The following is a 25,826-nucleotide window of genomic DNA, read 5'->3' as shown; positions in this document are numbered from 1 at the left end:
TCGTCAGCGCGAGCCGAAAACTGCGGCGTTGTCGGCCCCGAGCCGCGGTGCGCCGCCCTGCATGCGCGGCCGCTGCCCGACGAAGGATAGCGGCATTGCGACAAGGGAGAAATCCTCACCCGGCACCGGCTGCACCATGCCCATCGCTTTCACCTGAAGCTCGTCCAGCACCTCGGGGATCGAATTCACCGGCGCGCAGGGCACGCCGATGCGCTGCAGACGATCAAGCCATTCGGCTCGTTTCACCCCGCGCATGAGCGTCGCGATCATCGGCAGCAACGTGCCCTCGTTGAGCGGCTGACCCGCCCCCTATCGGGGATCCACGGGCTAAGAGAGAGCTGGCCAATGTGATCTGGCCTGGCCGTATGGCCCTGCCGGGGTGGAGCGTAGGCAGGGCCAGACGGCCACGGCAACGCCGCTTCCGGCGCCGCAGGCCGATATCCCAGCCGCTGTGCGGTCTGATCGTATTGTAGTGCCGCCGCCAGCGCTCGATCTTCGCCATCGCAGCCTCCCACCAAGGAGGACAGTCGCATGCACCGTGGCGCGCGTGTGTCCGCTTTGGGTGGACTCGGAATATGCGGTTGAATGGCAGAAATGGGCGCGAACCCGACCTTGCCCTCCTATTGGCGGCTCCATTGCAGAGGAAACGGCCCTATCAGCCCAGGCAGAGTCATCCCCTCCGGCTGCCGCCCATCCAGGATTGCCTCCACGATGTCCGGCGCCAGCAGTGTCAGCCGCAGCACGCGCGGGACGTAGGAGGAGTTGATCTTCTCGGCCGCGGCGAGTTCGTTGATCGTCGCAAAGCGCCCTGTTGCCAGCATCCGCCGCCACCGGAAGGCACGTGCCATCGCCTTGTTGAGCGTAACGTCCTACCGGCGCGAGACGGAACGCGATCATCTCGCGGCAGCAGAGCAGCGACATCCAGTGCATGGCCCCGATCTCCGACTCACCATCAACGGGGCCATCGCCAAGTCCGACGCCAACACCGCCCGAATCGCCCTTCGCGTCACTCCGCGTGCGGGGCGAGCCTCGGCGTCACGTTTTCCCTGCGCCCGAAGATCAGTTGGTCAAGGCTGATGGGGCCGGGGCCAGCGAAGACGAAATAGAGGAAGGTGAAGCAGTACACGACGACGAGCGTGCCGCCGTTCACAGCGGGATAGAAGCCACGCGGCCAATGCGCGATCCAGAAAGCAAAGGCAACCTCACCGGCAGCGATGAACGCCGCCGGCCGCGCGAACACTCCGAGGACCAGCAACGTGCCGCAGACGACCTCGATGGTGCCGGCGAACCAGATCAAGGAAAGGAAGTCGGGGGAAGGGTTGCGCGTCGGCGGGAACTGAAAATGCTTCTGCATCCCGTGCTGCAAGTAGCAGAGCCCTACCATGATGCGGGTGATGCTGAGCATGTACTGAGTGCCGGGAAGTGGCTGTAGCATTGGCAACATCGTCTCTCTCCCATCCGAAGGGGCGACGCAGGTGTTGCGCCGCACGGGCGCGCCGCGGCGCGCCCTTACCGCCGCAGCCGGCGAGCGGACTGCGCCGCCGCCCGGTCGATCGCAAGCCCGATGAGGCAGGCGCTGAGCCGCACGTCGCTGGTCGCCCGAGCCAATGCCTCGCACATTAGCCGCGCGCGCAGCTCCCATGCCTGGCCCTCCGGCGGGGTACCGATGGCGTAGACTGACGGCCCGCCGCCGCCGAGCGCGATGGCCGCGGCCAGGCGCGGGCCGTCCGGGCCGAGGTATCGGCTCGCCACTTCCTCCCACGTCGCCGCCAGCACGGCGGGTCCGGCTTCACCGATGCCGATGGCGACGATCGGCCCGGCGCTGACGTCCATCCGAAGCGCGCGGACCGCCCCCAGAACCTCCGCCACCGGTTCTGCGGGCGGCGCCTGGCATCCTTCAATCGGCCGGAACGGCACTTCCAGCACAGCGGCGAGTTCTGGGATCAGGGCCCTGACGATCGGTGGGATGGTGGCCTCGTCATCCCGAGCGACGAAGACGGCCGCGGCGGCGTCGGCGATCATCCAGTCGCGCGGCAGGTTCAGCACCAGCAACCGCGCGCAGGGGGGTGGTGCGCCGGCTTCGCTCGCCGGCCGCACCCAGAGCAGATCGAGACTCGCGTACGGTTCGTTCGCCGCGGCCGGGGTCAGTGCGGCGAGGGTTAGGGCCAACCCTGCGGCTAGCAGCCTGGAAATGCTGCGCATAGGAGCCTCCGCGAAATCGTGAGTCCCCGGTCAGCCTACTCCTGCACGCACCGCGATAGCGTAATGTTTTGCTTGGTCCGCCCCTTTGTCGCGGCAGCGTTGCGCGGGCCTGATATTTCCTTCCTGGCGCCTAGGCGGCGCTGCTGCTCCCAGGTGTGGTCTTACGGGCGCATTGCCTGTCGCGCTGTTGCCGCGCGCGGGATCCAGCCCGATGCCTTGCGAGCGACCCTGCCTGACGTTGCCGTGGGTCGCGGCCGCCAACCGGCAGTCCGCTGCACCGCTGCGCGCGGGGAGGGAGGCAGCACGGAGAACCGGGGACCCTGACGCCCGCCTCGAGCCCCGCGAAGAAGACCCTCTCCCTCGCCATGCTCGGCTGCAGTCTCGTTCATTCCGCGCCACGACCGACGCAAAGCGCTAAACCTTGGTCCATCCAACACGCTGGGGAGGTCTCCATCAACTGCGGCAGCGTCATCTCCCCCGGCCGCCGTCCGTCCAGGATCGCCTCAACGATGTCCGGTGCCAGTAGCGTCAGCCGCAGCACCCTCGAGACATAGGACGAGTTGATCTTCTCGGCCGCCGCCAGTTCGTTGATGGTGGAGAAGCGGCCCGTCTCCAGCATCCGCCGCCACCGGAACGCCCGCGCCACGGCCTTGATGAGCGTGATGTCCTGCCGGCGCTCCAGTGCCAGCACGCCCGGCGTGACCATCGCCTTCCGCCCGCCGCGCGGCTTCACCCGGAGCGGGATGACCACCGTGAGGGTCTGCGCCGCCTCGCTCACGCCGCAGCCCTCCTGGCTTCGGGCGGTTGGGCGGCGAGGTCACGCACCAGGCTGCTGAGCCCGTCGAGGCGCAGCCGCACCGCGGCGCCCTCGGTCCGGACGTCGACCCGGTCGACCAGCAGCCGCACAATGCGCGCCCGCTCGGCGGGGAAGAGCTCGTCCCACAGCGGCTCGATCCGCTCCAGTGCCAGAAGCACCTCCTGCTCGGTGACGTCCGACGCCGTCGCGCGTGCCGCCCGCCAGGTCCCGACCACCATCTCGGGCTGGCGCAGCAGCGCCCGAACCTGGGCGACCACCGCTGCCTCGATCTCGTCGGCCGGCACCCGCGGGATGTCCGGCCGCTCCGTCGCGCCGCCCTTCAGCACGGACTGGCTGACATAGTAGCGGTACAACGACCGTTGGTCGGTGGTGAACATGCTTTGAGTATGACGCCGCGCCGGTGTTCGAGGTCAAATTCAGCACCCCGGGGTGCGGGCCGGATACGGCTCGAGACGCGGGCGTTGAAGGCGGCGCGCTGCCGCGACGCAGGCAGGAGCCCGACTCCACCGCCTGGTCCGTCGCGCTCCCTCTGACAGCAGAATTTCCGGTTTGACCCGATTGACGGGGGCTTGAACGGCAGCGGGCCGGCACCCAAAACCAATCGCCGTCGGGGGCCCTGAGTGGACCCGGCGTCCGGCACCGGCCTTGGTGCCATTGACGATCCATGTTGCTTCGTAAGGAGGATATGGCGATGAGGCAGAACTATGATTTTGGCCCGCTGTTTCGCTCGACCGTAGGCTTCGACCGGGTGTTTGATCTGCTACAGAACGCCACGCGGGCCGACCAGTTGGAGAACTACCCCCCTACGACATCGAGCGCACAGGCGACGACTCGTACCGGGTCACCCTGGCTGTCGCAGGGTTTGCAGCAGATGAACTGTCAGTAACATCCGAGCGCAATCTCCTGTTCATCAGCGGAGAGCGCCGCGAGCCCGATAACCGGCAGCGGGAATTCCTGCACCGCGGCATTGGCGCCCGCGCCTTCGAACGTCGGTTCCAGATCGCGGACTACGTGAAGGTCCAGGCTGCCACCTTCGCCGACGGGCTGCTGTCGATCGACCTCGTGCGCGAGATTCCCGAGGCGATGCGGCCACGTCGCGCAGGTGATGCGCTTCGGCCAGGTCATCGCCGTTGGTCCCGATAATCCCGCGCGCACCCCGGCGGAGCTCATCGCCTGGTTCCAGGCTGATCCGGCACGGCGCAGCTTCGGCTCGCCCGGCATCGGCACGGGCGCGCATTTCGCTGGGCTGGAATTCGGCCGGCAGGGCGGCGTAGCGCTGGAGCATGTCGCCTATCGCGGCACGCCGGCGGCAATCCCCGACCTACAGACCGGGCGGCTCGGCATGTTCGTCGCCTCCTTCGGTGAGTTCCGCGAACATGCGCGCGACGGGCGGGTGCGCATCCTCGCCAGCACCGATGCCGAAAGCTCGGTGACCGCGCCCGATATTCCCACGCTGCGCGAGAGCGGCTTCGACATTGTGGCGCCCGGCTGGTTCGCGCTCTATGCGCCGGCCGGCACGCCGGATGCGGTGGTGACGCGGCTCGGCGGCGCAGATCGAGGGCGCCGTGATCAGCCAATTCCGCGCCCTGCTGCGTCAGCCCGAGATCGGTGGTCAGCACGTGGCTGGCGGCCCGTAAGGAGGCGCCGAACCTGACGGAGCGCGAGGTCCGCGACGCATTGCATCGGCTTGATCCACTGTGGGAGGAGTTGTTCCCTGCAGAGCGGGCAAGGAGCGTTCGGGTGCTGGTGGAGCGCGTGGTGGTCGGGCCCGCCGGCGCCGACATCCGGCTCCGCGTCGAGGGGCTGGCGGGCTTGGTCCGGGACCTGACCGCTATCCCGCCCGAAGCGCTGGAGGCCGCAGCATGAGCAACAACTTGCTGAGCCTGGCGGTGGGCCACGGGGACCCGAAAATCACTTCGCAAGGGTTCCCCGTCGCCCACTGCTCAACCCATCAGCCTTCGAGAATGAAGGTGACTTCCATGGTGACACGGAACTCGGAGATCTTGCCGTTCGTCACGCTCGCCTTTTGCTCGAGGACATGCAGGCCGGTGATGCCGCGCAGGGTCTTGCTGGCGCGTTCCAGACCTTCACGAACAGCTGCATCAAAGCTTTGGGAGGATGCCGCCGTGATCTTCGACACGCTTGCGACTGCCATGGTTGCCTCCTTTGGTTGCGCCGCTCTGCGCTATCCGAGCCGGCATGAACACCATAGGGGACAGCGCCGACAAACTGTGAGCGCGCAGCGGCCGAAACCGGGGCGCAGACAGACCATGCTTAGTCATTGGACTTCCTTGAAGCTCCGGGCGCAATGAGCCCCGCCACCAGCATCACGGTCCGCGTGCCGCTGAAGATCCGCCGGCGGCCGGGGCGGAAGACGGTCATGACGCCGGTGGCGAGTGAGGGTGGCGATGCTGCCATCCCGACGCGTGCCGACCCGGCACTGGTAAAGGCGCTGGCCAGGGCGTTCAGGTATCAGAAGCTACTCAACGAGGGTCGCTATGCGTCGATCACGGAGATGGCGACGGCGGAGCGGATCGAGCGGGGATATTTGGGCAGCCTGCTGCGGGTGACGCTGCTCGCGTCGGGCATCGTGGAGTCGATCCTCGATGGGCACGCGCCCGCCGAGGTCACGCTGCCGCGGCTGCTGGAGCCCTTCGCCCTGGAATGGGATTGCCAGCCGGTCCTCGGGGCAGACGAGTCCGGCCGAGGAATGCGCCTGAACGTCGCGGCCCCTGCCTGAGTGCCCCTTTCAATGCCGCTATCACGTGAGCTCTCGTACGTCGGTTAGCCGCCCGGTCACCGCGGCTGCCGCTGCTGTTCCGGGGGAGACGAGGTGTGTGCGTGCGCCTAACCCCTGTCGCCCCTCAAAGTTCCGGTTCGACGTGCTTGCGCAACGCTGCCCTCGCGCCACCCGGTCTGTGTTCATGGCGATGCACATCGAGCACCCGGGTTCGCGCCACTCAAAGCCGGCCTCCGTCAGGATGCGGTCGAGCCCCTCCTGCTCCGCCTGCCGCTTGACCGTTCCGGATCCTGGCACGACCAACGCCCGCACGCCTGGCGCCACCCGGCGTCCCTTGGCCACCACCGCGGCCTCCCAGATGTCCTCGACCCGACCGTTCGCACAGGACCCGACGAACACGACGTCCACCGCTAAGTCGGTCATTCGCTGGCCCGGCACCAGGCCCATGTACTCCAGCATCCGCCGGTGCTGGGTGCGCGCGGCCGCGTCGGGCAGGTCCGACGGGTTGGGCACTTTGCCCGTGATAGGGATGACGGTGTCCGGGCTGGTGCCCCAGGTGACCATCGGGGCGAGGCGGGAGGCATCCAGCGCAACTACCCGGTCGAATGTCGCGTCCGGATCAGAACGCAGGGTGCGCCAGGCGGCTACCGCGAGGTCGAGGGCCGCACCCGCGGGCGCGCGCTCACGGCCCCGTAGGTAGCTGAAAGTCACCTCGTCGGGTGCGACGAGCGCGGTCCGCGCGCCCGCCTCGACCGCCAAGTTGCACAGCGTCATCCGCCCTGAAATGGCAAGGGCCCGCACGGTCGGGCCGCGGAACTCGACCGCGTGACCGGTAGCACCCCCGGCACCGAGCACTCCGATCACAGCGAGCGCGAGGTCCTTGGTAGAGGTGCCGGGGGGCAGGACACCGGTAATTTCGATCGCCATCGCCCGCGGCTTGGCCAGCAGCAGAGTTTGGGTGGCCAGTACCTGCTCGACCTCGCTAGCGCCAACGCCAAGGGCCAGCGCACACAGCGCGCCGTGCGTTGAGGCATGTGAGTCGCCGCTGGCGATCGTCATTCCCGGGAGAGAGAGTCCGAGTTCCGGCCCGACCACGTGGACAATGCCCTGGCGCGGGTCGCCGAGCGGGATGTGGGGAATGCCGTGCGCGCGAGCGTCGGCCTCGAGCGTTTCGACGAGCAGCCGGGCCGCCGCGTCGGGCACGCGGCCGCCGCGTCGCGAAGTGGGAACCGCATGGTCGGGTACGGCGAAGGTAGCATTCGGTCGGCGCACCGCACGCCCCGCGTGGCGCAGGGCTGCGAAGGCCTGCGGGCTGTGCAGATCGTCGAGGAGGTGCAGGTCCATGTAAAGCAAGTCGGCACCGTCGAGGTGCGCCACGACGTGTGCGTCCCATAGCTTGTCGAGCAAGGTGCGCGCCTGGGGCAAGTCCGTCGGTCCCTTGAGCTAAGGAAGCAGGGCTCAACCCTAGCAGACGGTCTGGCGCCGGCGTCGATGAAGGCTGAGGCCGCGACATCGGGCGCTCAGGTATCAGCGGCTGCTGGACGAGGGACGGTACTCGTTGATCAGTGAGATGGCGGCGGCGGAGAATATCGAGCGGGGATACCTTGGTAACCTAATGCGGTTGACGTTGCTCGCTCCTGCAGTGATGGAGGAACTGATGGCTGGAAGGAGACGCTCCACCCAGGGGCTACCCGCACTGCTTCAGCCATTCTCGGAAATCTGGGAACGACAGCAGGAGCTTATGAAGCACCGATAGCGCTGACTCGCTATCGGATTTCAATCTTCGAAGTTATGTACACGCCCAGGCACATCGCCTCGTCACGACGGTGCGCCAATGGTGCCAGCAGCAGCGGCGCATTTCACGTCCCTAGTATTTGCGGCGAGGAGAGATGAGATCGGTGGCGGTTGTAGATCGGCTAGGCTGACTTCTGGATGACCCCTGACTGCGTCAATTTGAACGTCCCTGTCGTCCCATGCCGCAAAGCACGCTGCGGGCTGCGCAATCTGGGCGGGCGAGGGCGCGCGATACATCGTTGCGCTGAGCGCTATCTTCGAGAAGGTCGGCACGTGCGTCCGAGCACGAGGCCGGCCGCCGCGACAGCTGAGGTTAGCATTGTGCCCCAGGCTAGATCGACGACCGTTACGACTGCCGGCCAATCGCGCAACGTCGCCTGGTTGGTGAGATCATAGGTGCCATAGGCGCACAGGCCGAAGACAGCCCCCCGCCATGCCGCGCCCTGCCAGCGCTCCGCCGGCCGCTGGGCGAGGAGCAGGATGCCGAGCAGGTAGAGCAGGTAGAAGGCGATCGCCGGCGCCAACAGGAACCCGTCTTCCCGCATGAGGTGGCCGATCCGGGCACGGTACAGCGGCTCGCCCGCCAGAGTCAGCCAGACGGAATCGCTCACCAGCATCACCAAGGCACTGGCAAGGTAGACGCGCAGAAGCCGGTACATCGGATCAGGTGCTCTCGTAGTGGATGGCGGATCCGTCTTCGCCCCGGAAGCGCAGGCCAAGCCAGGCGGGCGTCTCATCGTACCAAGTCTCCAGGTCGACATCGCCGCTGAGCACGAAGCGCGTGCCGCGCCGCTGTGGCGCCCAGGGAAGCGGCCCGGCGCCGTGCGGTGTCACCGTCGGGCGCATCACCAGCCCGGTCTGGGTGTTGATGAAGGGACCGTCCAGCATGTGCCGATTCCAATGCGTCGCGGGCACCGCACCGGGCGGCGCCACGTAACGGCCGGCCCGATTGCTCTCCACCGCCAGAACGTTGCCCTGGCGTCGCATCGCGATGGTGCTGACGCTGCCATCGTCGTTGGTCTCGGCCTCACAGGCGACGACCTCCCCGCCGTCCCACGTCTCGATGGCCCGGTGGCGGTAGCGATAGAACGCGATCGGGCCGAAGCCCACGGCGAGGTCCACCGCGATGCGCACGACCACGCGGGCGCCCTCGCCCTCGAAGGTCAGGACATGCTGGCCGATCGCGCTGCCCTGCCGGATCACCCGGAAGCCGAGCCTCCGGGCGGGGGGAATCGGCAGGGCCGCGAGGGCAGGAGCCGTCGGCAGCGCGGCGGCGCTCGCCAGCACCGCGCGGCGCGACATCATGCTGTATCCTCTGCGCGCCGCAGCCGATAGAAGCCGACATCGATCGCGCCCGCGCGGAACCCTCCCTCGCAATAGGCGAGGTAGTAGCGCCACAGCCGCCGGAACCGCTCATCGAGGCCGCATCGCTCCACCACCCGCTGGGCCTGCTGGAACCGAAGGTGCCAGTCGGCCAGCGTGCGGACGTAGCTCGCGCCGAAGCGTTCCTGGTGATCGAGCCGCAGCCCCGCCACCGCCGCCTGTTCGCCGATGATGCGCGGCGTGGGCAGCATGCCGCCGGGGAAGATGTGGCGCTGGATGAAATCGGCGCTGCGACGATAGGTCGCATAGCGCTCCTCGGCGATGGTGATCACCTGCAGCACGGCAACGCCACTGGGCGCGAGGCGGTCGCGCAGCGTCCGGAAGAAGGTCGGCCAATAGGCCTCGCCCACGGCCTCCAGCATCTCGATCGAGACGATTCGGTCGAAGCGCCCGGTCACGTCGCGGTAGTCCTGCAGCCGCAGCGCGGCCCGCTGCGTGAGCCCTTCGCGTGCAAGCAGATCCTGCGCCCAGGCAAGCTGCGAGGGGGACAGCGTGATGCCGGTGAAGGCCCCATCATGCGCGGCCAGGATGCGCGCCGCGAGGCCGCCCCAGCCGATGCCGATCTCGAGCACACTGTCGCCGGCGCGCAGGTTCATCAGCGCGATGGCCCGGTCCTGCTTGGCCGCCTGCGCCTCGTCGAGCGTCGTTCCTGGCGCGGCGTAGAGGCCCGCGGAATAGGACATCCCCGCATCAAGCCAGGCGGAGAAGAAGTCGTTGCCGAGGTCGTAGTGGGCGATGATGTTGCGGGCGCTGCCCGTGCGCGTATTGGCGCGGCGCAGATGCGCGAGGCGGTTGGACATCCGCGACAGCAGCATGCCGGCGGCCCTTCGCTCCAGCTCGGGGCCATTGGCCGCCGCCAGTTCCACCACGGTCGCGAGGTCGGGGCTCGACCAGTCGCCGTCGCCATAGGCCTCGGCGAAGGCGATGTCGCCGCCGAGCGCGAGGCGGCGCAGCGCACGCCAGCGATGCAGCACGATGCTCGCCTCCGGCCCCGGCAGCGGCGCGCGATGAGCGATGCGCAACCCGTCTGGCGTCGTCACCTCGAGGCTGCCGCGTTCGAGCCCGGCCATCACGCGGCGCAACGGCATGGCGCGCAGCCCCGCGAGGCTGGCGATCGGCGCGCTGCGGCGCGGGATGGGCAAGGCCTGGCTCATCGGCTGTGTTCCTGGCTGGAAATGGTCACGGGCGCAGCGGGCATCGCCGGTCGCGGCCGAAGCCGCAGGCCCTTCCGCCACAGCTTCAGCGCCTCCCAGTGAATGCCGCCGAGCACGCGTGCGGCGAGCAGCGGATGGGCCACGAAGGCCGCGAGCAGTCCCGCATCGGTGAGGTCCTTTCGTCGCCCTGTGAAGGCGGCGACGAGCAGCGGCCCCGCGGCATCATGCGCATCGACGCCAAGGCTCATCGTCTTGCCCGGCAGCGTCAGGCGAAAGCTGTAGGTCAGGCCCATCTCCATGAAGGGGGAGACGTGGAAGCGCTTGTCGCAGCGCTGCCGCAGCGCGCCGTCGACCGGATGCGTCACCGGGATCAGATAGGAATGGCGCTGCCCGAAGGTGTTATTCACCTCGTAAAGCATGGCCTGCAGCGCGCCGCTGGCCGCGTGGCAGAAGTAGACGGTCAGCGGATTGAACACCATGCCGAGCACGCGCGGCATGCACAGCACGCGGATGCGCCCGCCCGCGGGGTCGATGCCGGCCTGGCGCAGCAGGGCCTCGACCTGCGCGCGCAGCGGGGTCGCGCTGCCGTCGCCGTGGTCCGCCTCGTGGAAGGAGAACAGCCCCCGTCCGTTGTGCCCGAACAGCCTCAGGCGCCGGCCGAGCGCCGGCAGCTCATCGAGGTCGAGCAGGATGTTCAGCATCCGATAGCGCAGCCGGTGCCGCACCGGCCGCAGCCGGGCATGCATGACGGCGCCGGCGTAGAGCGCGGAGTGCGTCATGCGATGGCGTGGCCCATCGGCACGGGCGCGTGGATGCGCGAGGATCCGGCTGGCACCGACCACGGGCGGCGTACGCCGCCCAGCTGCTCCGCGACGGCGAGACCGGCCTGCAGCCCGTCCTCATGGAAGCCCGCACCGAACCAGGCGCCGCAATACCAGGTGCGGCGGGTGCCCTGCAGCGTCCAGAGCCCGCGTTGCGCGCGGATCGCGGCGGCGTCGAACTGCGGATGGGCGAAGGATTCCTCATGCAGGATCTCCGCAGGCTCCTCCGGCGGGTTCAGCGTCACGAACAGCGGGCCGGCCGCTGTCGGCAGGCTCTGCAGGCGGTCCATCCAATAGGTCACGCACAGCGCGCCGTCGGCACGGCCCAGGTAGCTCCAGCTTGCCCAGGCGGCGCGCCGGCGCGGCATGAAGCGGGGGTCGCGATGCAGCACCGCGCGGTTGGGCGCCGTGCGCAACGCGCCGAGCAGGGCGGCCTCGCTGCCGGATGGATCCTCGAGCAGCGCGAGGGCCTGCGGCGCATGGGTCGCGATCACCACCTCGTCGAACCGCTCCGTGCTGCCGTCGACGGCACGCACCAGCACGGCGTCCTCCTCCCGGCGGATCGCGGCAACGCCGCAGCCGAGGCGGATGCGGTCTGCGAAGGGCGCGGTGAGGCGCTGCACATAGGCGCGGCTGCCGCCCGTGACCGTGCGCCAGACCGGCCTGTCGCGCAGCGTCAGCAGGCCGTGGTTCTCGCAGAAGCGGATGAAGGCGGTGGCCGGATAGGCACCGACCTCCGCGGCCGGCGTGGACCAGATCGCCGCCGCCATGGGCAGGAGATGGTCCTGCACGAAGCCGGGGCCGTAGCCTTCCCGCGCCAGGTAGGCATCGAGGCTGGTGAGATCCCGCTCCAGCGCCGCCGCGTCACGCGGCGCGCTGCGGTAGAAGCGCAGAAGATCGCGCAGCATGGACCAGAAGCGGGGCCGCAGCGCATTGGCCGGCTGCGCCAGCAGCCCGCGCAGGTCGGTGCCCGCATATTCCAGTCGGCCGCCGTCGAGGGAGACGGCGAAGGACATGTCGGAGGCCTGGGTCTCGACGCCGATGTGGCGGAACAGCGCGACGAGGTTCGGATAGGTCGCCTCGTTGAACACGATGAAGCCCATGTCGACGGGAATGCCGCCGACATCGACCGTGCGGCTGTGGCCGCCAGGGCGGGCGGCGCGTTCATACACGGTGACGTCGTGGGCCCGGGACAGCAGCCATGCCGCCGACAGGCCGGAAATCCCGGTGCCGATCACCGCCACCCGTTTGCGCCTGTCCCGTGTCATGGGTCGATCCCGGTTCCCGCTGCGTGCCTGTTGCCAATGGAAACGCTTGGAGGCTGATGTTGGATCACCCGAAGATCGATGTGATCCGAATGCCGTCCGCCTTCGTTCCAGGGAGTGATGATTGACCTGTTGCAACATCATGGTCGGGGTCCGCGCCGCCCGGGGCCTGTTCCGATGACGGAGGGCCCGGCGATGGGAGCGACGTCGCCCCCGGACGGCGCCGCGCTGCTCACGGCCATCGCCGCGCGTGGCGATCGGGAGGCCTTTGCCGCGCTGTTCGGGTTCTATGCCCCGCGGGTGAAGGGGTATCTCCTGCGCCTCGGCCTGCCGGATGCGCGGGCGGAGGAACTGGCGCAGGAGACGCTGCTGACCGCCTGGCGTCGGGCCGACCAGTTCGATCCGGCGCTCGGCAGCGTCTCGGCCTGGATCTTCACCATCGCGCGGAACCTGCGCATCGACGCGGTGCGACGGGACCGCCTCGCGCCGCGGCTCGAGCTCATGGCCGAGGAGCCCGATCCGCCCCCGCCGGCCGACCGGATCATCGAATCCGACCAGCACGCCGCGCGGCTGCGCGAGGCGCTGGCAACCCTTCCGGCCGAGCAGGCCGAGGTGATCCGCCTTTCCTTCTTCGACGACCGGCCGCATGCGGAGATCGAGCGCACGCTCGGCATTCCGCTCGGCACGGTGAAATCGCGACTGCGCCTCGCCATGGCGCGGCTGCGGTCCCTGCTGGACGACCTGCGATGATCCGCCGCCACCCTTCCGAGGCGATGCTCGTGGCCTATGCCGCCGGCAGCCTGCCTGCACCGCACAGCATCGTCATCCGGACACACCTGGCGCTGTGCGGCGAGTGCCGCGGCGCGGTGCGCCTGGCCACCGCCCTCGGCGGGGCGATGCTCGAGGATGCGCCGCCGGCGACGATGGCGGCGGATTCGCTGTCGCGCATCGTCGGGCGGCTCGGCGAGCCGGCGCGCGCCGCGCCATCCGCGCGCGTGCCCGTCACGGTGGAGGATTTCGCGACCGGCCGCTGGTGGTGGCTCGGCCCCGGCATCCGGCTGATGCCGCTGATCCGGCGCGACCGGCAGGATGCGCGGCTCGACCTGATCCGCGTGGCACCCGGCATCGCCCTTCCGGGCCATGGCCATACCGGTGAGGAGATCGCCTGCGTGCTTCAGGGCGCTTTCGGCGACGAGACCGGCGAATACCACGCCGGCGACGTGGCCGAGGGCGACGAGGCGCTCGAGCACCAGCCGACCGCACTCGACGTCGGGCGGGAATGCGTCTGCCTGATCGCCACGACCGGGCGGCTGCGCGCGCATTCCTGGGTGGCGCGCATCGTGCAGCCGGTGTTCGGCATCTGAGCGTGGAGCGCAGGCCGATGCTCGCCGCCCTGGGTGCGCTGGCGGTCGCGGGATGTTCTCCCGTGACGGTGCTGAACGCGCTGGCGCCACGCGCGGATGTCCGCGAGGCCACCGGCCTCGCCTATGCCGAGGGCGCGCGGGGCGGCATCGACGTCTATGCGCCCGAGGGTGCGAGGGACGCGCCGGTGGTGCTGTTCCTCTATGGCGGATCCTGGGACAGCGGCGAGCGTGGCATGTACCGCTTCCTCGGCACCGCGCTCGCCGGCGACGGCGTGGTGTGCATGGTGCCCGACTACCGCGTCTGGCCGGATGTGCGCTTCCCGGCCTTCATGCACGACGCGGCGCGGGCTCTGGCCTGGGCGCGGGACAACGCCGCGGCCCATGGCGGCGATGGCCGGCGAATCGTCCTGATGGGCCATTCGGCCGGGGCGCAGATGGCGACGCTGCTGGCGCTCGACGGCGCCTATCTGGCGAGCCGGGGATTGCGGCCGGACGGCGCGCTGCGCGGCGTGATCGGCCTGGCCGGGCCCTATGACTTCCTGCCTCTTCGCGACCCGACATTGCAGGAGATCTTCGGGCCGGAGCGTGACTGGCCGGCCTCCCAGCCGGTGAACTTCGTCCATCCGGGCGCGCCGCGCATGCTGCTGGCGACCGGGGAGCAGGATTCGACGGTGCTGCCGCGCAACACCGCGCGGCTCGCCGCGCGGCTGCGTGCCACGGGCAACGACGTGCAGGCGGTGACCTATCCGGGCATCGGTCACCGGGAGATCCTCGGCGCCTTCGCCCCGGCGCTGCGCTTCCTGGCCCCCGTGCGGCAGGACGTGATGCGCTTCGTCGCGGAGGCGACGGCATGATCCTGCTCGTCGCCACGCTGTTTCTCTGCGCCGTCATGGCCGTGGCCTGGTGGGTGCAGCGCCGGCTTCGCAATGCCGGGTGGGTCGACGCCTTCTGGACCTTCGGCCTGGGGGCGGCGGGCATCGGCGTCGCGATCCTGGGCGGCATCGGGCCACGCCGATACCTCGTGGCCGCACTGGCCGGCACCTGGGCGATCCGGCTCGGCAGTCACATCATCGCGCGTTCCCGCGGCGCGCCGGAGGATTCGCGCTACGCGCATTTCCGGAAGGCATGGGGCGACGCCTTCGAGCCCCGCATGTTCGGCTTCCTGCAGATTCAGGCGGTGGCCGCAGCCTTGCTGCTCGTACCGATGCAGATCGCCGCGGCCTCACCGCGGGCCTTGGGTTGGCTGGACGTCGCAGCGGTGGCCGTCGCGCTGCTCGCCTTCGCGGGCGAAGGCCTGGCCGACCAGCAGCTGCAGGCCTTCCGTTCCGACCCGCGCCATCGCGGCCGTGTGTGCGACGCCGGGCTCTGGGCCTATTCGCGCCACCCGAACTACGTCTTCGAGTGGCTGCACTGGTGGGCCTATCCGCTGCTGGCCATCGGGGCCGGCTGGGCCTGGCTGGCGCTGATCGGGCCGGCCTTCATGTACTGGCTGCTGGTTCACGTCTCGGGCATCCCGCCCCTCGAGGCGCAGATGCTGCGCAGCCGCGGCGATGCCTATCGCTCCTATCAGCAGCGCGTCAGCGCGTTCCTGCCATTGCCGAAGGGATGGTCGTCATGAGCCTCGTCGCCGCCGCAGTCTCTGCCGCGGAACGCATGCCTTTGCCGGATGGCGTGGTTCGCGCCGGCATCTCCGCGCTGGTCGGGCGCACCGCGCGCCGCCTGCGCAACGCACCCGAGGGCACCGAGCGCGCCTTTGCCGAGTTGATGCGCACCCATCCGATCGCCTTGTTTCCGGTCGACGCGAACGCGCAGCACTATGAGGTGCCGCCGGGCTTCTTCGAGCAGGTCCTGGGGCCGCGCCTCAAATACTCCTGCTGCCTCTATCCCGATGCCGAGACCACGCTCGCGCAGGCCGAGGAGCTCGCGCTCGCCGAGACCGTGGCGCATGCCGACCTCGCCGACGGTCAGGACATCCTCGAACTGGGCTGCGGCTGGGGCTCCCTGACGCTCTGGATGGCCGAGCGCTTCCCGGCATCGCGCATCACGGCGGTCTCCAACTCCGCCCCGCAGCGTGAGTACATCGAGCACCAGGCGGCGCGGCGCGGATTGCTGAACGTCGAGGTCATCACCGCCGACATGAACCGCTTCGCGACGGAGAATCGCTTCGACCGCGTGGTCTCGGTCGAGATGTTCGAGCACATGTCGAATTGGCAGCAGCTCCTTGCCAACATCCATGGCTGGCTGCGGCCCGACGGCCGGCTCTTCCTGCACGTCTTCAGTCACGAGGCGACGCCGTATCGCTTCGACCACACCGATCGGGCGGACTGGATCGCGCAGCATTTCTTCACCGGCGGCATCATGCCGAGCCACAACCTGATCCGCCATGTCGCCGAGCCCTTCGCGGTCGAGGCCGAATGGCGCTGGTCCGGCACGCATTACGAGCGCACGGCCCTGGATTGGATCGCGCGCTTCGATGCGAATGCCGCGACGATCGAGGCGGTCCTGCGGGAGACCTATGGACAGGACTGGATGCTGTGGCGCCGGCGCTGGCGGTTGTTCTTCCTCGCCACGGCTGGATTGTTCGGGGCAAAGGGCGGCACGGAATGGGGCGTCAGCCACTACCGGCTGCGGCCAATGTGAGCCTCTCCGCGCGCCTGGGCGCCTACGTCGATCATCCCGATCCGGCGACACGGCTGGCGAACACCGTCGCGCTTTTGGCGGGATCGAACGGGCCCTTCTATCCGCTCTATGTCTGGTGCCTGGTACCGGAAGCGGGGCCGGCGGCGCTCGCGACTATGGCGGCGAGCCCATTCTTTTTCGCCTTGCCCTGGCTCTCCCGCCGCAGTTCGGCTGCGGCCCGCGCGGCGCTTCCCGGCGTAGGCATCGCGAATACCGTATGGACGGCGGCGCTGCTCGGCACCGGCACTGGTGTGGGCGCGTTTCTGTTTCCTTGCATGGTGCTGGCCACGCTGTGCTGGCGCGAGAAGCGAGTCACACTATTTCTCGTGGGCGCCGGGCTGGTGGTTCAGCAACTGCTGCTTCAATGGCCCTGGACTCCGATATCGGAGCTCGAAGCGGGCAGCCAGATAGCCTTGGTGTCCCTGAACAGCTTGAGCGTCGGGGCGCTTCTCGCGTTCATTGTGCTTAGGATGGCGTGCCTCCTGGCGGACGACGGTGCGCACAGATCGCCAGGTTGAAGTGCGTGGCGACGCGAGCCTCGGCGTCCATGGACGCCCAGCACAGCGTGGTGACGGCGCTACACCTTTGCTACGAAGCCTGCGGTCCGGTCAACAATTCGCTGCAATGCAAGATTCCTGGGGCAAAGCATTACTGAATTTCGGCGGCGCGTCTCGAAAAATATCACGAAAATTCAACCGTCTGAGCTTGAGAGTAAGATCGGTCTCCCCTCAAGGTTCGGAGACTCTCCGCTCTCCGCGGCCGGAATTTGCCGGTGGTTGCGTTCCCGAACCGTCAAGGCTCGCCCCCAAACCCTGGCCAAACCCGCGCCTCAGCGCGGTGCACCGTTCAGGAGAGACAGGTTGTGAGAGATACGAATGGAGCAGCGGTGGAAACCGAGAACGAAACTGTAGCTAACCTAGCGAAGGGCGCGCTCGCGGACGAGTATCAGCGCGATATCGTGGATGGCGCGGGACAGCAGGCGACCCCGAGGCGAAGAGGGACACAGCAAACGCCCTGGCGCCGGGGGGCGGACACCTTCAGTGCAGCGTCAGCTCTTGCTCCTCATCCGCCGTATCAAAGAGTTCCGCGGTATGCAGGAAGTGGGCGGCGACTTGCCGGAGCGCGTCCTGCTTGGTCTCCGCCGACGGATGCACGGGGCCTGCGTTGCCGTTGTCTTCGAGATCTTGGCACCAGGCGATGAAGCCGAATAGGAGGCCGTCGTAGATCTGCTCCCGCGTAAAGCCGCGCGCGATGAGGCGCGCAATCAGCCGTCCCATGCGCTGGGAGACGGCATAGGGATCATCTGAGCTTGCATTGTCCATATCGGGTGAACCTCTGAATGCGCGGAAACCGCTTGGATACCGAGCTGCGCGATTGCTTGCAGCCCCGTCCCAAGGCTTCAGCAGGTAGGGAAGTTTGGGATGGGACCCAGGCAAAGCTTCCGTTTGGACGTTTCACGCGTCGGCGAGCCCGATTTTCGGACACAGCTTTTTCAGTTGGTGGCTCGTCATACTGGCGGCCGTTGGAAACGATGAGCCGCGGGCGAGTTGCGGTTGGCAGCAACCGGGGGCGACCCGCCGTGCCTGGTCCGCAATTCGTGCCCCCACGGCTGCCTGGCGTAGCTACGCATCTGTCGAGATGCTCCGCCCCAAGCCTACAAAAAGAACAATTTGCGGAAATACCAAACAATATCATATAGTAATATAATATTAGTTCCGATATTGATAAATTATGTTGAAATATTGAGAAATATGACAATATTAACTGATGCGAGAAATCATCCCGCATCACCGTCCGTCATTGATACATCATTGACGCGTCAACAATCCCTTCAAGCTGGAGACCATCATGACCGAAGGCAATCATGCCTCCGGACCCGCAAACGCGCGTCCGGATGCCATCGAACTCTCCTTCATCCATGCCGACCTGGCCGCATCGATGGCGCGGGTCGGCATCCTCGTCCGCTTTGGTGCATCCGAGCAGTTGCATCTGCTCATCCATAAAGGAACGGCGCGAGACGTCGTGCTCGCCCGCTGGCAGCAGGCCAACGCGCTGCTGACGGCGGCGTTGGCTGAGTTGGAGACCGCGCATGCGAGGCTCGATGCCGCCGCGCGCCATGTCTTTCAGGCCGTCGCCGATGCCGACGATCGTGAGGAGGAAAAGGAGCGCGCTTGCGCCACCTGACTACAGGAGCCCCGCCCGGCACACCGGGCGGGGCTTCTTTCGTTTGGGCATCTGCGGTCTGTGACAATGTCTGTGACAGTGTCTGTGACAGACCTGTCACCGAGGTGGCTTGTTCAGGTGAGCCCCGACCATCGGGCAGCCATGAAAGTCTATGGTTGGGCTGCAAGCCCCGGAAATGCTCGATCAGCGGACACGCGCGGGATTGATCGTCGACTTTCGGGAGCAGGTTGCGGTGGCATCGGACGGCGCGTCGATGCGACGGCTGGCCCACGGTCTGCGGCTGCCTCGGCGGTCGCGGACCGGACCCTGCCCGCATGGTCGGCGAGAGACGGCAGCGTGCGAAGCAGCCCGGTACTGTGGGGATGGTGGCATATACCGGAAGGGCGCCGCGCAGGCTTGATGCCCAAGGCCACCCGGGGACGCAGGCAGTCCTCGTGAAGAAGCAAGCCTTCCGCGCCGCCGCCTCCTGAGCGGCACGGGCCCGCAGGCGACGGGCCGGCTCCGCCGGAACAAACGCCGAGGGAAGCGGGAACACTCGGCCAGCCGGCCGGGATGTTCCCGCTTGGCCCAAACGGCTCGGGGCCTCACCACCAGAACAGGCTGAGGGGTGAAGAGAGACAGGGACTGGCTGCGCCGGAACCACCTGACAGAAGCACTCATCACCTGACAGAATGAAGAGGCTGAGGTGCGAGGAACAACGGTGAAGTCTGCCGGCGGCGCGTCGAAACGAATTCGCATCAATTCGCGCCCGGCCTCTGCCGCGTCGGCCTCGGATCCGCAGACCAACACACTGCCGCATTTTGGCGAAATGGCTGCGCGTCATCTCGGTGTCGCAGCGGCGGGCTCCGCCTTGGAATCCATTAGTGCCATGGTCCGACGCTTGCGGGACGGCATCACTGCCGGCGACAAAGGATCCCAGGCCATCAGGACGCGCCAGGCCGCCGCGGCTGCATCCGCATCTGCTGCGACCCACCTCCGCAAGCTCGACATCCTGACGGTTCTCGATGCGCTGGCAGCACCTGCGCCGGGCGAGCGGGAGGCCCCGTATCAGTCCTCGCTCATCGACTTCAGCAAGAAGGCGCTCAGCGAACGGTTCGAGACGACGCTGCTCGCGCTCGATCGATTGGCTGCAGGCCTCGCTGCATCGGCGGCGCGCACGCCAAAGCTGCCGAAAGGCGCACCGCGCAGGCCGAAGGTGTTCGAGATCGCTCTGGACCAGCTGGAACGGATCTGGTGGCTGCATAGGCAGCAGCAGCCCACACAGTCGCGCAATGTCTGGGGATTTGGTGCGCTGGCGGAGGCCATTCTCACCGCCTCGCCCTGCAACTACAGCGCCGGCACGGTGCGCAAGGCCGTTGCCGAGTATCTGCGCAAGCCCGACCGGCCCGCGCAGGTCGCGAGCACGGCTCCGCAGACGCTGCCGGTAGTCGTCGGATCGGCCATGATCTTGAGCGACGGCCATGAGTTGGCCGACGAGCTGGCCGCGCAGATGCGAGGTTCAGATACCGCGGTCACGGTTCGTGCCATCCCGGATGACGGCGCCGCGTTGGACGCGCAGGAAGCGAGCGCGCAGGACCAACTGGATCTTGCGATCATAGTGTGTCTCAAGAAGGCGTCCGACGCCGACAGGACGAGCCGGACGCAGGACGATGGCACCGTAATGGCGCGAGACAGTGGCGCGGCGCGGATGCCGATGCGCCTGCATGAGGCGCTGACGGTGCTTCGTCCGCGCGTGCAGCCCGGCGGCAAGGTGTTGGTGGTCATGAACGACCCGCGAGCCGTCGCGGCAGCGGGCGGTCCCGACGCTTACCTGTCTGCGGCCATGTCGGCTGCCATGGTGATGCTCGTCAGCACGTGGGCTCACGAGCTGGGTCCGCACGGCATCCATGTATCGGCACTGGTCCCCACCTGGGGACGCGACGAGCAGGGTCAGCCGAAACGGCACTCGCAGCTGCGCGTATTGGCGGAAGTGCTCCGCGAGAGGCTCGCCAGCCTCGGCGAACGCCAGCAGGGCCGGCTCACCGACCTCTACGGGAAACCCGTTCCGTAGCTGCCCGGCGGCCGGAACTGGCGGTTGCCCAATGGTTTGACAGACTGCGGCGTCACCCGACGTGGTTTTCGGGAACAGCCCCTTGATGCACCCCTGACCTCTCATCGTTAGGTCTCCGGGTCGCCATGGGCGATCCCTTCAACCTCGATGACGGCCTGCAGAGCCCGACCGCCACTGACGTCGTTGAGCACGGCGCTGCAGGTCAAGGCGAGGCGGATAGCTTTAAATCCAACGCCGACAGCGAACCTGATCCGTGGCTGACACTGGCCGCAGCGCTGGGCCGCGTCGCGGCGCGGACAGAGTGGGCCAAGGCGCGTTCCTGCGTCTCGGATAGGCCGCCTGCCGCTAAGCGCCCGACGTCGCGGGGCCAGTGCCCGTGACCAAGGATCTGGACGAAGACTGCGAGCCCGCCTTGCTCAGCGCGCGCCAGGTTGCACGGATCTTCGGCATCGACATCCGCAGCCTGTGGAACTGGGAGACGGCGGGGGTCCTGATCCCCGCCACGCGCATCCGCGGCCGTCGCCACTACGCGGTCGCCGACGTCGAGCGATTGCTCGGAGCGCGGCTGCCGTGAAGCTCCCGCGTTTCCAATGGCTTGCGCTGCCCCCTTCGAGAGGGCCGCACGCTCATTTCTTGCATGATGGTGCGACCGCCTCGAAGAACTGCCTGCCCCTTCCTGGTCCGGAAATTGGAGCCCCTCGATGAACATGATGATGTTGAAGCCCCCTGCGTCCGACGATGCCACGCCGACCCCGCTGACCGCCCTGGCGGTTGCTGGTCGCAAGGCGGTCCGCGCGAACCGCCGCAAGGAGCGCCTCGGCGTTCCGGCCGCCCCAGGCCTGATCGATGCCTGGTCGGACGTCAGCCCGGCCCGCCGCCGCGATCTGCGCACCGCGGTCACCATCCTCGGCCGCGCCGCCGGCCAGGATCTCGCCGCCATCCCGTTCACCCCGGAGAACGTACGCCGCATCCTCGCCGGCACGACGCCGGCCGCCTGCGGTGTGAGCGAGGCGACCTTCAAAGCCTATCGCGGCTGGATCGGCCATGTCCTTAAGCGTCTCGGCCTGATGGCGGAGCGCCGCGGTGCCGCCGGGGCGCTGATGCCGGCCTGGGCGCTGCTGCTGGCGGCGATGGCGGACGACAAGGGCTGGATCCGCCTGCGCGCCTTCATCCGCTTCTGCTCGGATCGCGGCATCGGGCCGCAGGCGGTGGATGGCGCGGTGCTCGCCGACTACCTCGCGCACATGCTCGCCAGCGATATCCGCGGCACCGCCCGTGCGACGGTGCGCCGGGTCGCGAAGGCCTGGAACCTGGCAACGGAGACCGTGTCCGGCTGGCCGGCCGCGACGCTGGCGGCGCCGGCGGCCGAGACGCGCCAGTACAGCTTCGATTTCAGCGCCTATCCCGCCTCGCTGCAGGCGGACGTCGATGCCTTCCAGGAGCGGCTCGCGTCTCGCGATGGCGATGACCTCTACGGCCCCGACGATGACGATGACGACGGCCCGCGCCTGTCGTTGCGTCCGGCCTCCGTCAGGACCCGCATGGACGCGGTGCGCATGCTCCTCGCCGCCGCGGCGCACAGCGGCGTGCCGATCGCGAGCATCACCTCGCTGTCGGTGTTGACCGCCAAGGCAACGGCCAAGACGATCCTGGACTGGCATTGGAAGCGTGCGGGCCGGCGCGTCACCGACCAGACGGGGGTGCTGAGCGACACGCTGCGTGTCATCGCCAAGTACCACGTCTGTCTCCCGGCGAAGCGCATGGCGAAGCTGCTGCCCGTGCTGCGCAAGGCCAAGCCGCCCAAGCGCAAGACGATGACCGAGAAGAACATGCGCCTGCTGCGCGGACTGGAGGATCCGACGCGCCGCGCGCAGGTCCTGCATTTGCCGCGTCAGATGATGCGCCTGGCGGCGCGCCTGCGGGACGGCTGGATCGACGCGGAGGGCCTGGAACGGCGGCCGCGCCCGGGCGAGGCCGCGCGGATCGCCGGATTGGCTGCGGCCATCGAGATCGAGTTGCAGTGCCCCATCCGCCTCGGGAACCTCGACAAGCTGCAGCTCGGCCTTCACCTACAGAACAACCGCAGCCACGGCGATCGCTTCACCCACGTCGTCATTCCCGCCGAAGCCACGAAGAACGGTGTCCCAATCGAGTGGGCCCTGCAGAACGACGCCGCCGCACTTCTCGAGGACTACGTGCGCGGGTTCCGCCCGCTGCTGCCCCATGCAGACACGGACTGGCTCTTTCCATCCAAGGTGCGCGGCGCAACACCGCGGACGAAGGATGGCCTCGGCAAGGCGATCACCCGCGAGATCCACACCCTGGTCGGTGTGCGGATGACGCCGCATCAGTTCCGCGCCTTCGCCGGGGCCCTCATCCTCGCAGACAACCCGCACGCGCTCGAGGATCTGCGGCTGATCCTCGGCCATACCGGGACCGAGACGGCGATGATCTACTACAAGGCGTGGGCGCCGAAGGAGGCCGTTGCCCGCTTCAACACGCTGATCGCGACCAAGCGTCGCCAGACGAAGCTGGTGGCAGATGCCGCCTTCGCGCGCTCGATGGGGCCGCTCGCCATTGGCGGTGGGCGTCGCCGCCGCGCCAAGCGTGGGGGCGCGCCGTGATGCGCCAGCGCGCCGTCTCGATCCCCTATGAGGCCTGGCCGCTGGTTGACCGGCTGGCCTGGGAGCAGGCCTTTGCGCCGGTCGAGAGCCTGTTCGACGAGACAGGTCGGGCCGGTGAGCGGCTGTCCCCGGCGGCGGTCAAGGTCATCCGCGAGGCCTACGGCGTCTGGCTGTCCTACCTCCAGCGCAGCGGCCAGCTTGACCCGGCCGTGTCGCCGGCGGAGCGGGTGACCAAGGGCCGCCTGAACGGCTGGGTTGCCGACCAACGATCCCGCGGCAATCGGGACACCACGCTCCATGGCCGGCTGACCGTGCTGTATGCGGGGATGCTGCTGATGGAACCCGGGCGGGACATGACCTTCATCGTACGCCCGCGTGGGCGGTCGCTGCGCAAGGCGCTGCGGCCCGCCCCGCGCAAGACGACGGTGGAGGATCCGCGCGTCCTGCTCGCCCGCGCCCTCGCCCTGCTGGAAGACGGCCGCGCCGGCAAGGGTTACGCGCAGGGCCGGACTGCCATCCGCGACGCGGCACTGCTCGGCCTGCTGGCCGCCCACGGCCCCCGTATCCGCTCGGTCGGCGCCATGGAGCTCGGCACCCATATCCGGCGGACGGAGGGTGGGTATCAACTCGACTTCGGCGAGCGCGACACCAAGACCGGGCTACCATTGGCCTACGACATGAACCCGGAGTTGGTTCCGGTGTTCGACCACTACCTGGCCACGACGCGCCCGAGCCTGCCCGGCGCCTCGTACTCGCCGAAACTGTGGACTGGCACACGCGGGGAGCTGCTGTCGGAGCGCGACCTGGGCAAGATCGTCGCCCGCCGGACGAAGGACTGGTTCGGCCGCGCGCGCGGACCGCACTGGTTCCGCAAATGCCTCCGGTCCTTCGCTTCGGACGTGGCGCCCGAGGCGGCGCTGGATGCAGCCACCATGCTCGGCCACAGCCCCGAGACGTCGATCGATCACTATGCGATGGCCACCGCGGCGCAAGCACTGGCGCGGCATGGCGCCAACCTCGAGCGCCAGCGGCAGGCAACCTGGTCCCTTGCGGCCTCGGCGTTCGGCTGGCGGGATCAAGCCCCACCGAAGCGGGCTGGCCGTGGGGGTCGCCGCAAGGGCACCATCCCGAGCGAGGAGAACAACGCATGAGCCTGCGCGTTGGTCTGCACGCGAGGTTCCGGGAGGCCACCGTCCAGCACCCCGCCAAGCAGGCGATGCTGAAGACCGTCGGGTCCCGGGGGGCGGATGCCGTCCTGGCGGAGGGCCTATGCCCCATCTCGCGCGATCCGGAACACGTGGCGCCCTTTCACAAGTTCGGCCCCGGTGATTGTCAGCGTCGTCCGGCGGCGATGACGTGGTCCGGCAGCAGATCGACATGCTGCCTGATGCGGGACATGTCGCTCTCCATCCGGGCCAGCTTCGCGTCAGCGTCTGCGGTCGCGCGAATAATCCGGCCCAATGCCGCGTTGAGTGCCCTCAATTCGGCTCGGCATTCGCTGAGATCGTCACGGAATGCCTGCAGAAGCGCCAGTATCTCTTCAGCATTGGTCACTGCCGGTTCGCCGGTCATCGTCACACCGCCCGTTGGAGGTACCCGCCAATGGTAGCCTCCACGGCCTCGTCCAGGACAAGGAAATGAGTGAGGCCACCTGCCGGCGCGTGGCGCTCTACGCGCGATATAGCTCCGACCTGCAGAGCGCGGCCTCTATCGAGGACCAGCTGCGGCTTTGCGTGGCGCGGGCAGAGCGCGAAGGCTGGACCATCGTCGCCACATTCAAGGATGCGGCGATCTCCGGCGCCACCACCGCCCGCGCCGGATACCAGGATCTGTTCGCTGCCATCCGTGCCGGCAAGGTCGACATTGTCCTGGCGGAGAGCCTCGATCGTTTCAGCCGCGACCTCGAACACGTCGCCGCCTTCCACAAGCAGGCGGTGTTCCGCGGCGTGAAGATCGTCACCCTGGCCGAGGGCGAGATCTCCGAGCTGCATGTCGGCCTCAAGGGTACGATGGGGGCCCTCTATCTCAAGGATCTCGCTGCCAAGACCCATCGCGGGCAGGAGGGCCGGGCGCGCAAGGGCTTCGCGTTCGGCGCGCCGCCCTATGGCTATCGCAAAGTGCGTCGGCTGGACGAGACGGGTGAGCCCGTGCTGGGCCGGCGCGAGATCGACCCTGCCAAGGCCGGCGTCGTCCGCCGGATCTTCGACGACTATGTCGCAGGCCATAGCCCACGCGCGATCGCGACGGCGCTGAACGCGGAAGGTATCCCCGGCCCGGCGGGCACGCCCTGGTACGACACCACCATCCGCGGGCGGCCGAAGCGTGGCGATGGCGTGTTGCGCAATCCGATCTATGTCGGCCGGCTGCGTTGGAACGTCAGCCAGCACATGCGGGACCCGCTGGATGGCCGCCATGTCCGCCGCCTCCATCCCCGGGATGAGGTGGTGGAGGCCGAGGTCGCCGAGCTGCGCATCATCGACCAGGCGGTCTGGGAGCGTGCCCAGGCGCGCCTGACCAAGGACGCCGCGCCGACGTCCGAGCAGGTGGTCCCGGCGTTCTGGGAGCGGCGGCGAGCGAAGCACCTGCTGACCGGGAAGGTGGTCTGCGCCACCTGCAGTGGCCAGTTCGCTGCCCTGGGCAGGGATTACCTCGGCTGCCAGCGCGCGCGGCGGGGCAAGGGCTGCGCGAACACCCGCACGGTGCGGCGGCGCCGGCTCGAGGCGATGGTGGTCGAGGCTCTCGGCAGCCG

31 protein-coding genes and 1 pseudogene are annotated in these 25,826 nt (G+C 68.4%); 17 read left to right on the top strand and 15 right to left on the bottom strand.

Annotated elements, in window-relative coordinates:
- Window positions 1-3 precede the first annotated feature (3 nt).
- The 6 genes from AC2YHJ_RS06030 to AC2YHJ_RS06005 form a co-directional block, all read right to left on the bottom strand.
- A complete protein-coding gene (locus AC2YHJ_RS06030; RefSeq protein ID WP_487394636.1) occupies window positions 4-279 on the bottom strand; it encodes a CoA transferase in 276 nt (91 codons plus the stop codon).
- Between the two features lie 341 nt (window positions 280-620).
- Window positions 621-848 (bottom strand): hypothetical protein, encoded by a 228-nt coding sequence (locus AC2YHJ_RS06025; protein WP_487394635.1) that lies wholly within the window; start codon window positions 846-848, stop codon window positions 621-623.
- A 158-nt stretch (window positions 849-1,006) separates the two neighbouring features.
- Window positions 1,007-1,405: a DoxX family protein gene (locus AC2YHJ_RS06020; RefSeq protein WP_487394634.1), complete on the bottom strand. Its 399-nt coding sequence runs from the start codon at window positions 1,403-1,405 to the stop codon at window positions 1,007-1,009.
- Window positions 1,406-1,509: 104 nt separating this feature from the next.
- Entirely contained in the window at window positions 1,510-2,202 is a 693-nt protein-coding gene (locus AC2YHJ_RS06015; RefSeq protein WP_487394632.1) for a hypothetical protein, read from the bottom strand.
- Between the two features lie 385 nt (window positions 2,203-2,587).
- A complete protein-coding gene (locus AC2YHJ_RS06010) occupies window positions 2,588-2,980 on the bottom strand; it encodes a hypothetical protein (protein WP_487394631.1) in 393 nt (130 codons plus the stop codon).
- A complete protein-coding gene (locus AC2YHJ_RS06005; RefSeq protein WP_487394630.1) occupies window positions 2,977-3,396 on the bottom strand; it encodes a hypothetical protein in 420 nt (139 codons plus the stop codon). The genes AC2YHJ_RS06010 and AC2YHJ_RS06005 overlap by 4 nt, the downstream gene beginning before the upstream one ends.
- A gap of 314 nt (window positions 3,397-3,710) precedes the next feature.
- Here AC2YHJ_RS06005 and AC2YHJ_RS06000 point away from each other — a divergent pair, with 314 nt between their 5' ends.
- From AC2YHJ_RS06000 to AC2YHJ_RS05985, 4 genes are all read left to right on the top strand, one after another.
- The gene (locus AC2YHJ_RS06000) at window positions 3,711-3,905 is read left to right on the top strand and encodes a hypothetical protein (RefSeq protein WP_487394629.1); all 195 of its coding nucleotides are present in this window, start codon (window positions 3,711-3,713) and stop codon (window positions 3,903-3,905) included.
- Window positions 3,830-4,162: an Hsp20 family protein gene (locus tag AC2YHJ_RS05995; RefSeq protein ID WP_487394659.1), complete on the top strand. Its 333-nt coding sequence runs from the start codon at window positions 3,830-3,832 to the stop codon at window positions 4,160-4,162. Before AC2YHJ_RS06000 ends, AC2YHJ_RS05995 begins: the two co-directional genes overlap by 76 nt.
- The gene (locus AC2YHJ_RS05990) at window positions 4,125-4,673 is read left to right on the top strand and encodes a tripartite tricarboxylate transporter substrate-binding protein (protein WP_487394628.1); all 549 of its coding nucleotides are present in this window, start codon (window positions 4,125-4,127) and stop codon (window positions 4,671-4,673) included. Before AC2YHJ_RS05995 ends, AC2YHJ_RS05990 begins: the two co-directional genes overlap by 38 nt.
- Before the next feature lie 86 nt (window positions 4,674-4,759).
- Window positions 4,760-4,885, top strand: coding sequence for a hypothetical protein (locus AC2YHJ_RS05985; protein ID WP_487394627.1), 126 nt, complete (start codon window positions 4,760-4,762; stop codon window positions 4,883-4,885).
- Between the two features lie 85 nt (window positions 4,886-4,970).
- Here the strand turns inward: AC2YHJ_RS05985 and AC2YHJ_RS05980 are convergent, their stop codons facing one another.
- Entirely contained in the window at window positions 4,971-5,174 is a 204-nt protein-coding gene (locus AC2YHJ_RS05980; protein WP_487394625.1) for a dodecin family protein, read from the bottom strand.
- Window positions 5,175-5,327: 153 nt separating this feature from the next.
- Between AC2YHJ_RS05980 and AC2YHJ_RS05975 the strand changes: the two genes are divergently transcribed.
- Window positions 5,328-5,759 carry a hypothetical protein gene (locus AC2YHJ_RS05975; protein WP_487394624.1) on the top strand — a complete coding sequence of 144 codons (432 nt, stop codon included), beginning with the start codon at window positions 5,328-5,330 and terminating at the stop codon, window positions 5,757-5,759.
- A 21-nt stretch (window positions 5,760-5,780) separates the two neighbouring features.
- Here AC2YHJ_RS05975 and leuC read toward each other — a convergent pair whose 3' ends face one another.
- From leuC to AC2YHJ_RS05945, 6 genes are all read right to left on the bottom strand, one after another.
- Window positions 5,781-7,184, bottom strand: a complete 1,404-nt coding sequence (leuC, locus tag AC2YHJ_RS05970; protein ID WP_487394623.1) for a 3-isopropylmalate dehydratase large subunit — start codon at window positions 7,182-7,184, stop codon at window positions 5,781-5,783.
- Window positions 7,185-7,804: 620 nt separating this feature from the next.
- Entirely contained in the window at window positions 7,805-8,212 is a 408-nt protein-coding gene (locus tag AC2YHJ_RS05965) for a DUF2177 family protein (protein WP_487394622.1), read from the bottom strand.
- 4 nt (window positions 8,213-8,216) lie between these two features.
- Complete coding sequence (locus AC2YHJ_RS05960) at window positions 8,217-8,858, bottom strand: DUF6134 family protein (protein ID WP_487394620.1); 642 nt, start codon at window positions 8,856-8,858, stop codon at window positions 8,217-8,219.
- The gene (locus AC2YHJ_RS05955) at window positions 8,855-10,090 is read right to left on the bottom strand and encodes a class I SAM-dependent methyltransferase (protein WP_487394619.1); all 1,236 of its coding nucleotides are present in this window, start codon (window positions 10,088-10,090) and stop codon (window positions 8,855-8,857) included. Before AC2YHJ_RS05955 ends, AC2YHJ_RS05960 begins: the two co-directional genes overlap by 4 nt.
- Complete coding sequence (locus AC2YHJ_RS05950; RefSeq protein WP_487394618.1) at window positions 10,087-10,869, bottom strand: DUF1365 domain-containing protein; 783 nt, start codon at window positions 10,867-10,869, stop codon at window positions 10,087-10,089. The genes AC2YHJ_RS05955 and AC2YHJ_RS05950 overlap by 4 nt, the downstream gene beginning before the upstream one ends.
- Window positions 10,866-12,179 carry an NAD(P)/FAD-dependent oxidoreductase gene (locus AC2YHJ_RS05945; RefSeq protein ID WP_487394617.1) on the bottom strand — a complete coding sequence of 438 codons (1,314 nt, stop codon included), beginning with the start codon at window positions 12,177-12,179 and terminating at the stop codon, window positions 10,866-10,868. Before AC2YHJ_RS05945 ends, AC2YHJ_RS05950 begins: the two co-directional genes overlap by 4 nt.
- A gap of 174 nt (window positions 12,180-12,353) precedes the next feature.
- Between AC2YHJ_RS05945 and AC2YHJ_RS05940 the strand changes: the two genes are divergently transcribed.
- From AC2YHJ_RS05940 to AC2YHJ_RS05915, 6 genes are read left to right on the top strand one after another with little or no spacing between them, the layout of a single operon-like run.
- The gene (locus AC2YHJ_RS05940) at window positions 12,354-12,926 is read left to right on the top strand and encodes a sigma-70 family RNA polymerase sigma factor (RefSeq protein WP_487394616.1); all 573 of its coding nucleotides are present in this window, start codon (window positions 12,354-12,356) and stop codon (window positions 12,924-12,926) included.
- Window positions 12,923-13,540: a ChrR family anti-sigma-E factor gene (locus tag AC2YHJ_RS05935; protein ID WP_487394615.1), complete on the top strand. Its 618-nt coding sequence runs from the start codon at window positions 12,923-12,925 to the stop codon at window positions 13,538-13,540. The genes AC2YHJ_RS05940 and AC2YHJ_RS05935 overlap by 4 nt, the downstream gene beginning before the upstream one ends.
- A 17-nt stretch (window positions 13,541-13,557) precedes the next feature.
- Window positions 13,558-14,394 carry an alpha/beta hydrolase gene (locus AC2YHJ_RS05930; protein ID WP_487394614.1) on the top strand — a complete coding sequence of 279 codons (837 nt, stop codon included), beginning with the start codon at window positions 13,558-13,560 and terminating at the stop codon, window positions 14,392-14,394.
- On the top strand, window positions 14,391-15,158 hold the full coding sequence (locus AC2YHJ_RS05925; protein WP_487394613.1) for a DUF1295 domain-containing protein: 768 nt from the start codon (window positions 14,391-14,393) through the stop codon (window positions 15,156-15,158). Before AC2YHJ_RS05930 ends, AC2YHJ_RS05925 begins: the two co-directional genes overlap by 4 nt.
- The gene (locus AC2YHJ_RS05920) at window positions 15,155-16,180 is read left to right on the top strand and encodes an SAM-dependent methyltransferase (protein WP_487394612.1); all 1,026 of its coding nucleotides are present in this window, start codon (window positions 15,155-15,157) and stop codon (window positions 16,178-16,180) included. The genes AC2YHJ_RS05925 and AC2YHJ_RS05920 overlap by 4 nt, the downstream gene beginning before the upstream one ends.
- Window positions 16,177-16,737 (top strand): hypothetical protein, encoded by a 561-nt coding sequence (locus AC2YHJ_RS05915; RefSeq protein WP_487394611.1) that lies wholly within the window; start codon window positions 16,177-16,179, stop codon window positions 16,735-16,737. Before AC2YHJ_RS05920 ends, AC2YHJ_RS05915 begins: the two co-directional genes overlap by 4 nt.
- Window positions 16,738-17,256: 519 nt before the next feature.
- Here the strand turns inward: AC2YHJ_RS05915 and AC2YHJ_RS05910 are convergent.
- The gene (locus tag AC2YHJ_RS05910; protein ID WP_487394609.1) at window positions 17,257-17,541 is read right to left on the bottom strand and encodes a hypothetical protein; all 285 of its coding nucleotides are present in this window, start codon (window positions 17,539-17,541) and stop codon (window positions 17,257-17,259) included.
- Window positions 17,542-18,067: 526 nt separating this feature from the next.
- Here AC2YHJ_RS05910 and AC2YHJ_RS05905 point away from each other — a divergent pair.
- The 5 genes from AC2YHJ_RS05905 (at window position 18,068) to AC2YHJ_RS05885 (ending at window position 24,228) form a co-directional block, all read left to right on the top strand.
- Window positions 18,068-18,403 carry a hypothetical protein gene (locus AC2YHJ_RS05905; RefSeq protein WP_487394608.1) on the top strand — a complete coding sequence of 112 codons (336 nt, stop codon included), beginning with the start codon at window positions 18,068-18,070 and terminating at the stop codon, window positions 18,401-18,403.
- 700 nt (window positions 18,404-19,103) lie between these two features.
- The gene (locus AC2YHJ_RS05900) at window positions 19,104-20,453 is read left to right on the top strand and encodes a Rossmann-fold NAD(P)-binding domain-containing protein (RefSeq protein WP_487394607.1); all 1,350 of its coding nucleotides are present in this window, start codon (window positions 19,104-19,106) and stop codon (window positions 20,451-20,453) included.
- Between the two features lie 376 nt (window positions 20,454-20,829).
- The gene (locus AC2YHJ_RS05895; protein ID WP_487394606.1) at window positions 20,830-21,027 is read left to right on the top strand and encodes a MerR family transcriptional regulator; all 198 of its coding nucleotides are present in this window, start codon (window positions 20,830-20,832) and stop codon (window positions 21,025-21,027) included.
- Window positions 21,028-21,154: 127 nt separating this feature from the next.
- The gene (locus AC2YHJ_RS05890) at window positions 21,155-23,077 is read left to right on the top strand and encodes a tyrosine-type recombinase/integrase (RefSeq protein ID WP_487394604.1); all 1,923 of its coding nucleotides are present in this window, start codon (window positions 21,155-21,157) and stop codon (window positions 23,075-23,077) included.
- Window positions 23,077-24,228 (top strand): hypothetical protein, encoded by a 1,152-nt coding sequence (locus AC2YHJ_RS05885; RefSeq protein WP_487394603.1) that lies wholly within the window; start codon window positions 23,077-23,079, stop codon window positions 24,226-24,228. The genes AC2YHJ_RS05890 and AC2YHJ_RS05885 overlap by 1 nt, the downstream gene beginning before the upstream one ends.
- A 181-nt stretch (window positions 24,229-24,409) precedes the next feature.
- Here AC2YHJ_RS05885 and AC2YHJ_RS05880 read toward each other — a convergent pair whose 3' ends face one another.
- Window positions 24,410-24,649, bottom strand: a complete 240-nt coding sequence (locus AC2YHJ_RS05880; RefSeq protein WP_487394601.1) for a hypothetical protein — start codon at window positions 24,647-24,649, stop codon at window positions 24,410-24,412.
- Between AC2YHJ_RS05880 and AC2YHJ_RS05875 the strand changes: the two are divergent.
- Window positions 24,592-25,758 (top strand): annotated as a pseudogene (locus AC2YHJ_RS05875) (recombinase family protein); the annotation flags it as partial. The gene AC2YHJ_RS05880 and the pseudogene AC2YHJ_RS05875 overlap by 58 nt on opposite strands.
- Window positions 25,759-25,826 lie beyond the last annotated feature (68 nt).

This window comes from Roseomonas sp. SRI_022 (genome assembly GCF_057586215.1).
The sequence above is the reverse complement of the archived record's forward strand: the minus strand, read 5'-3'. Positions and strand labels throughout refer to the sequence as shown.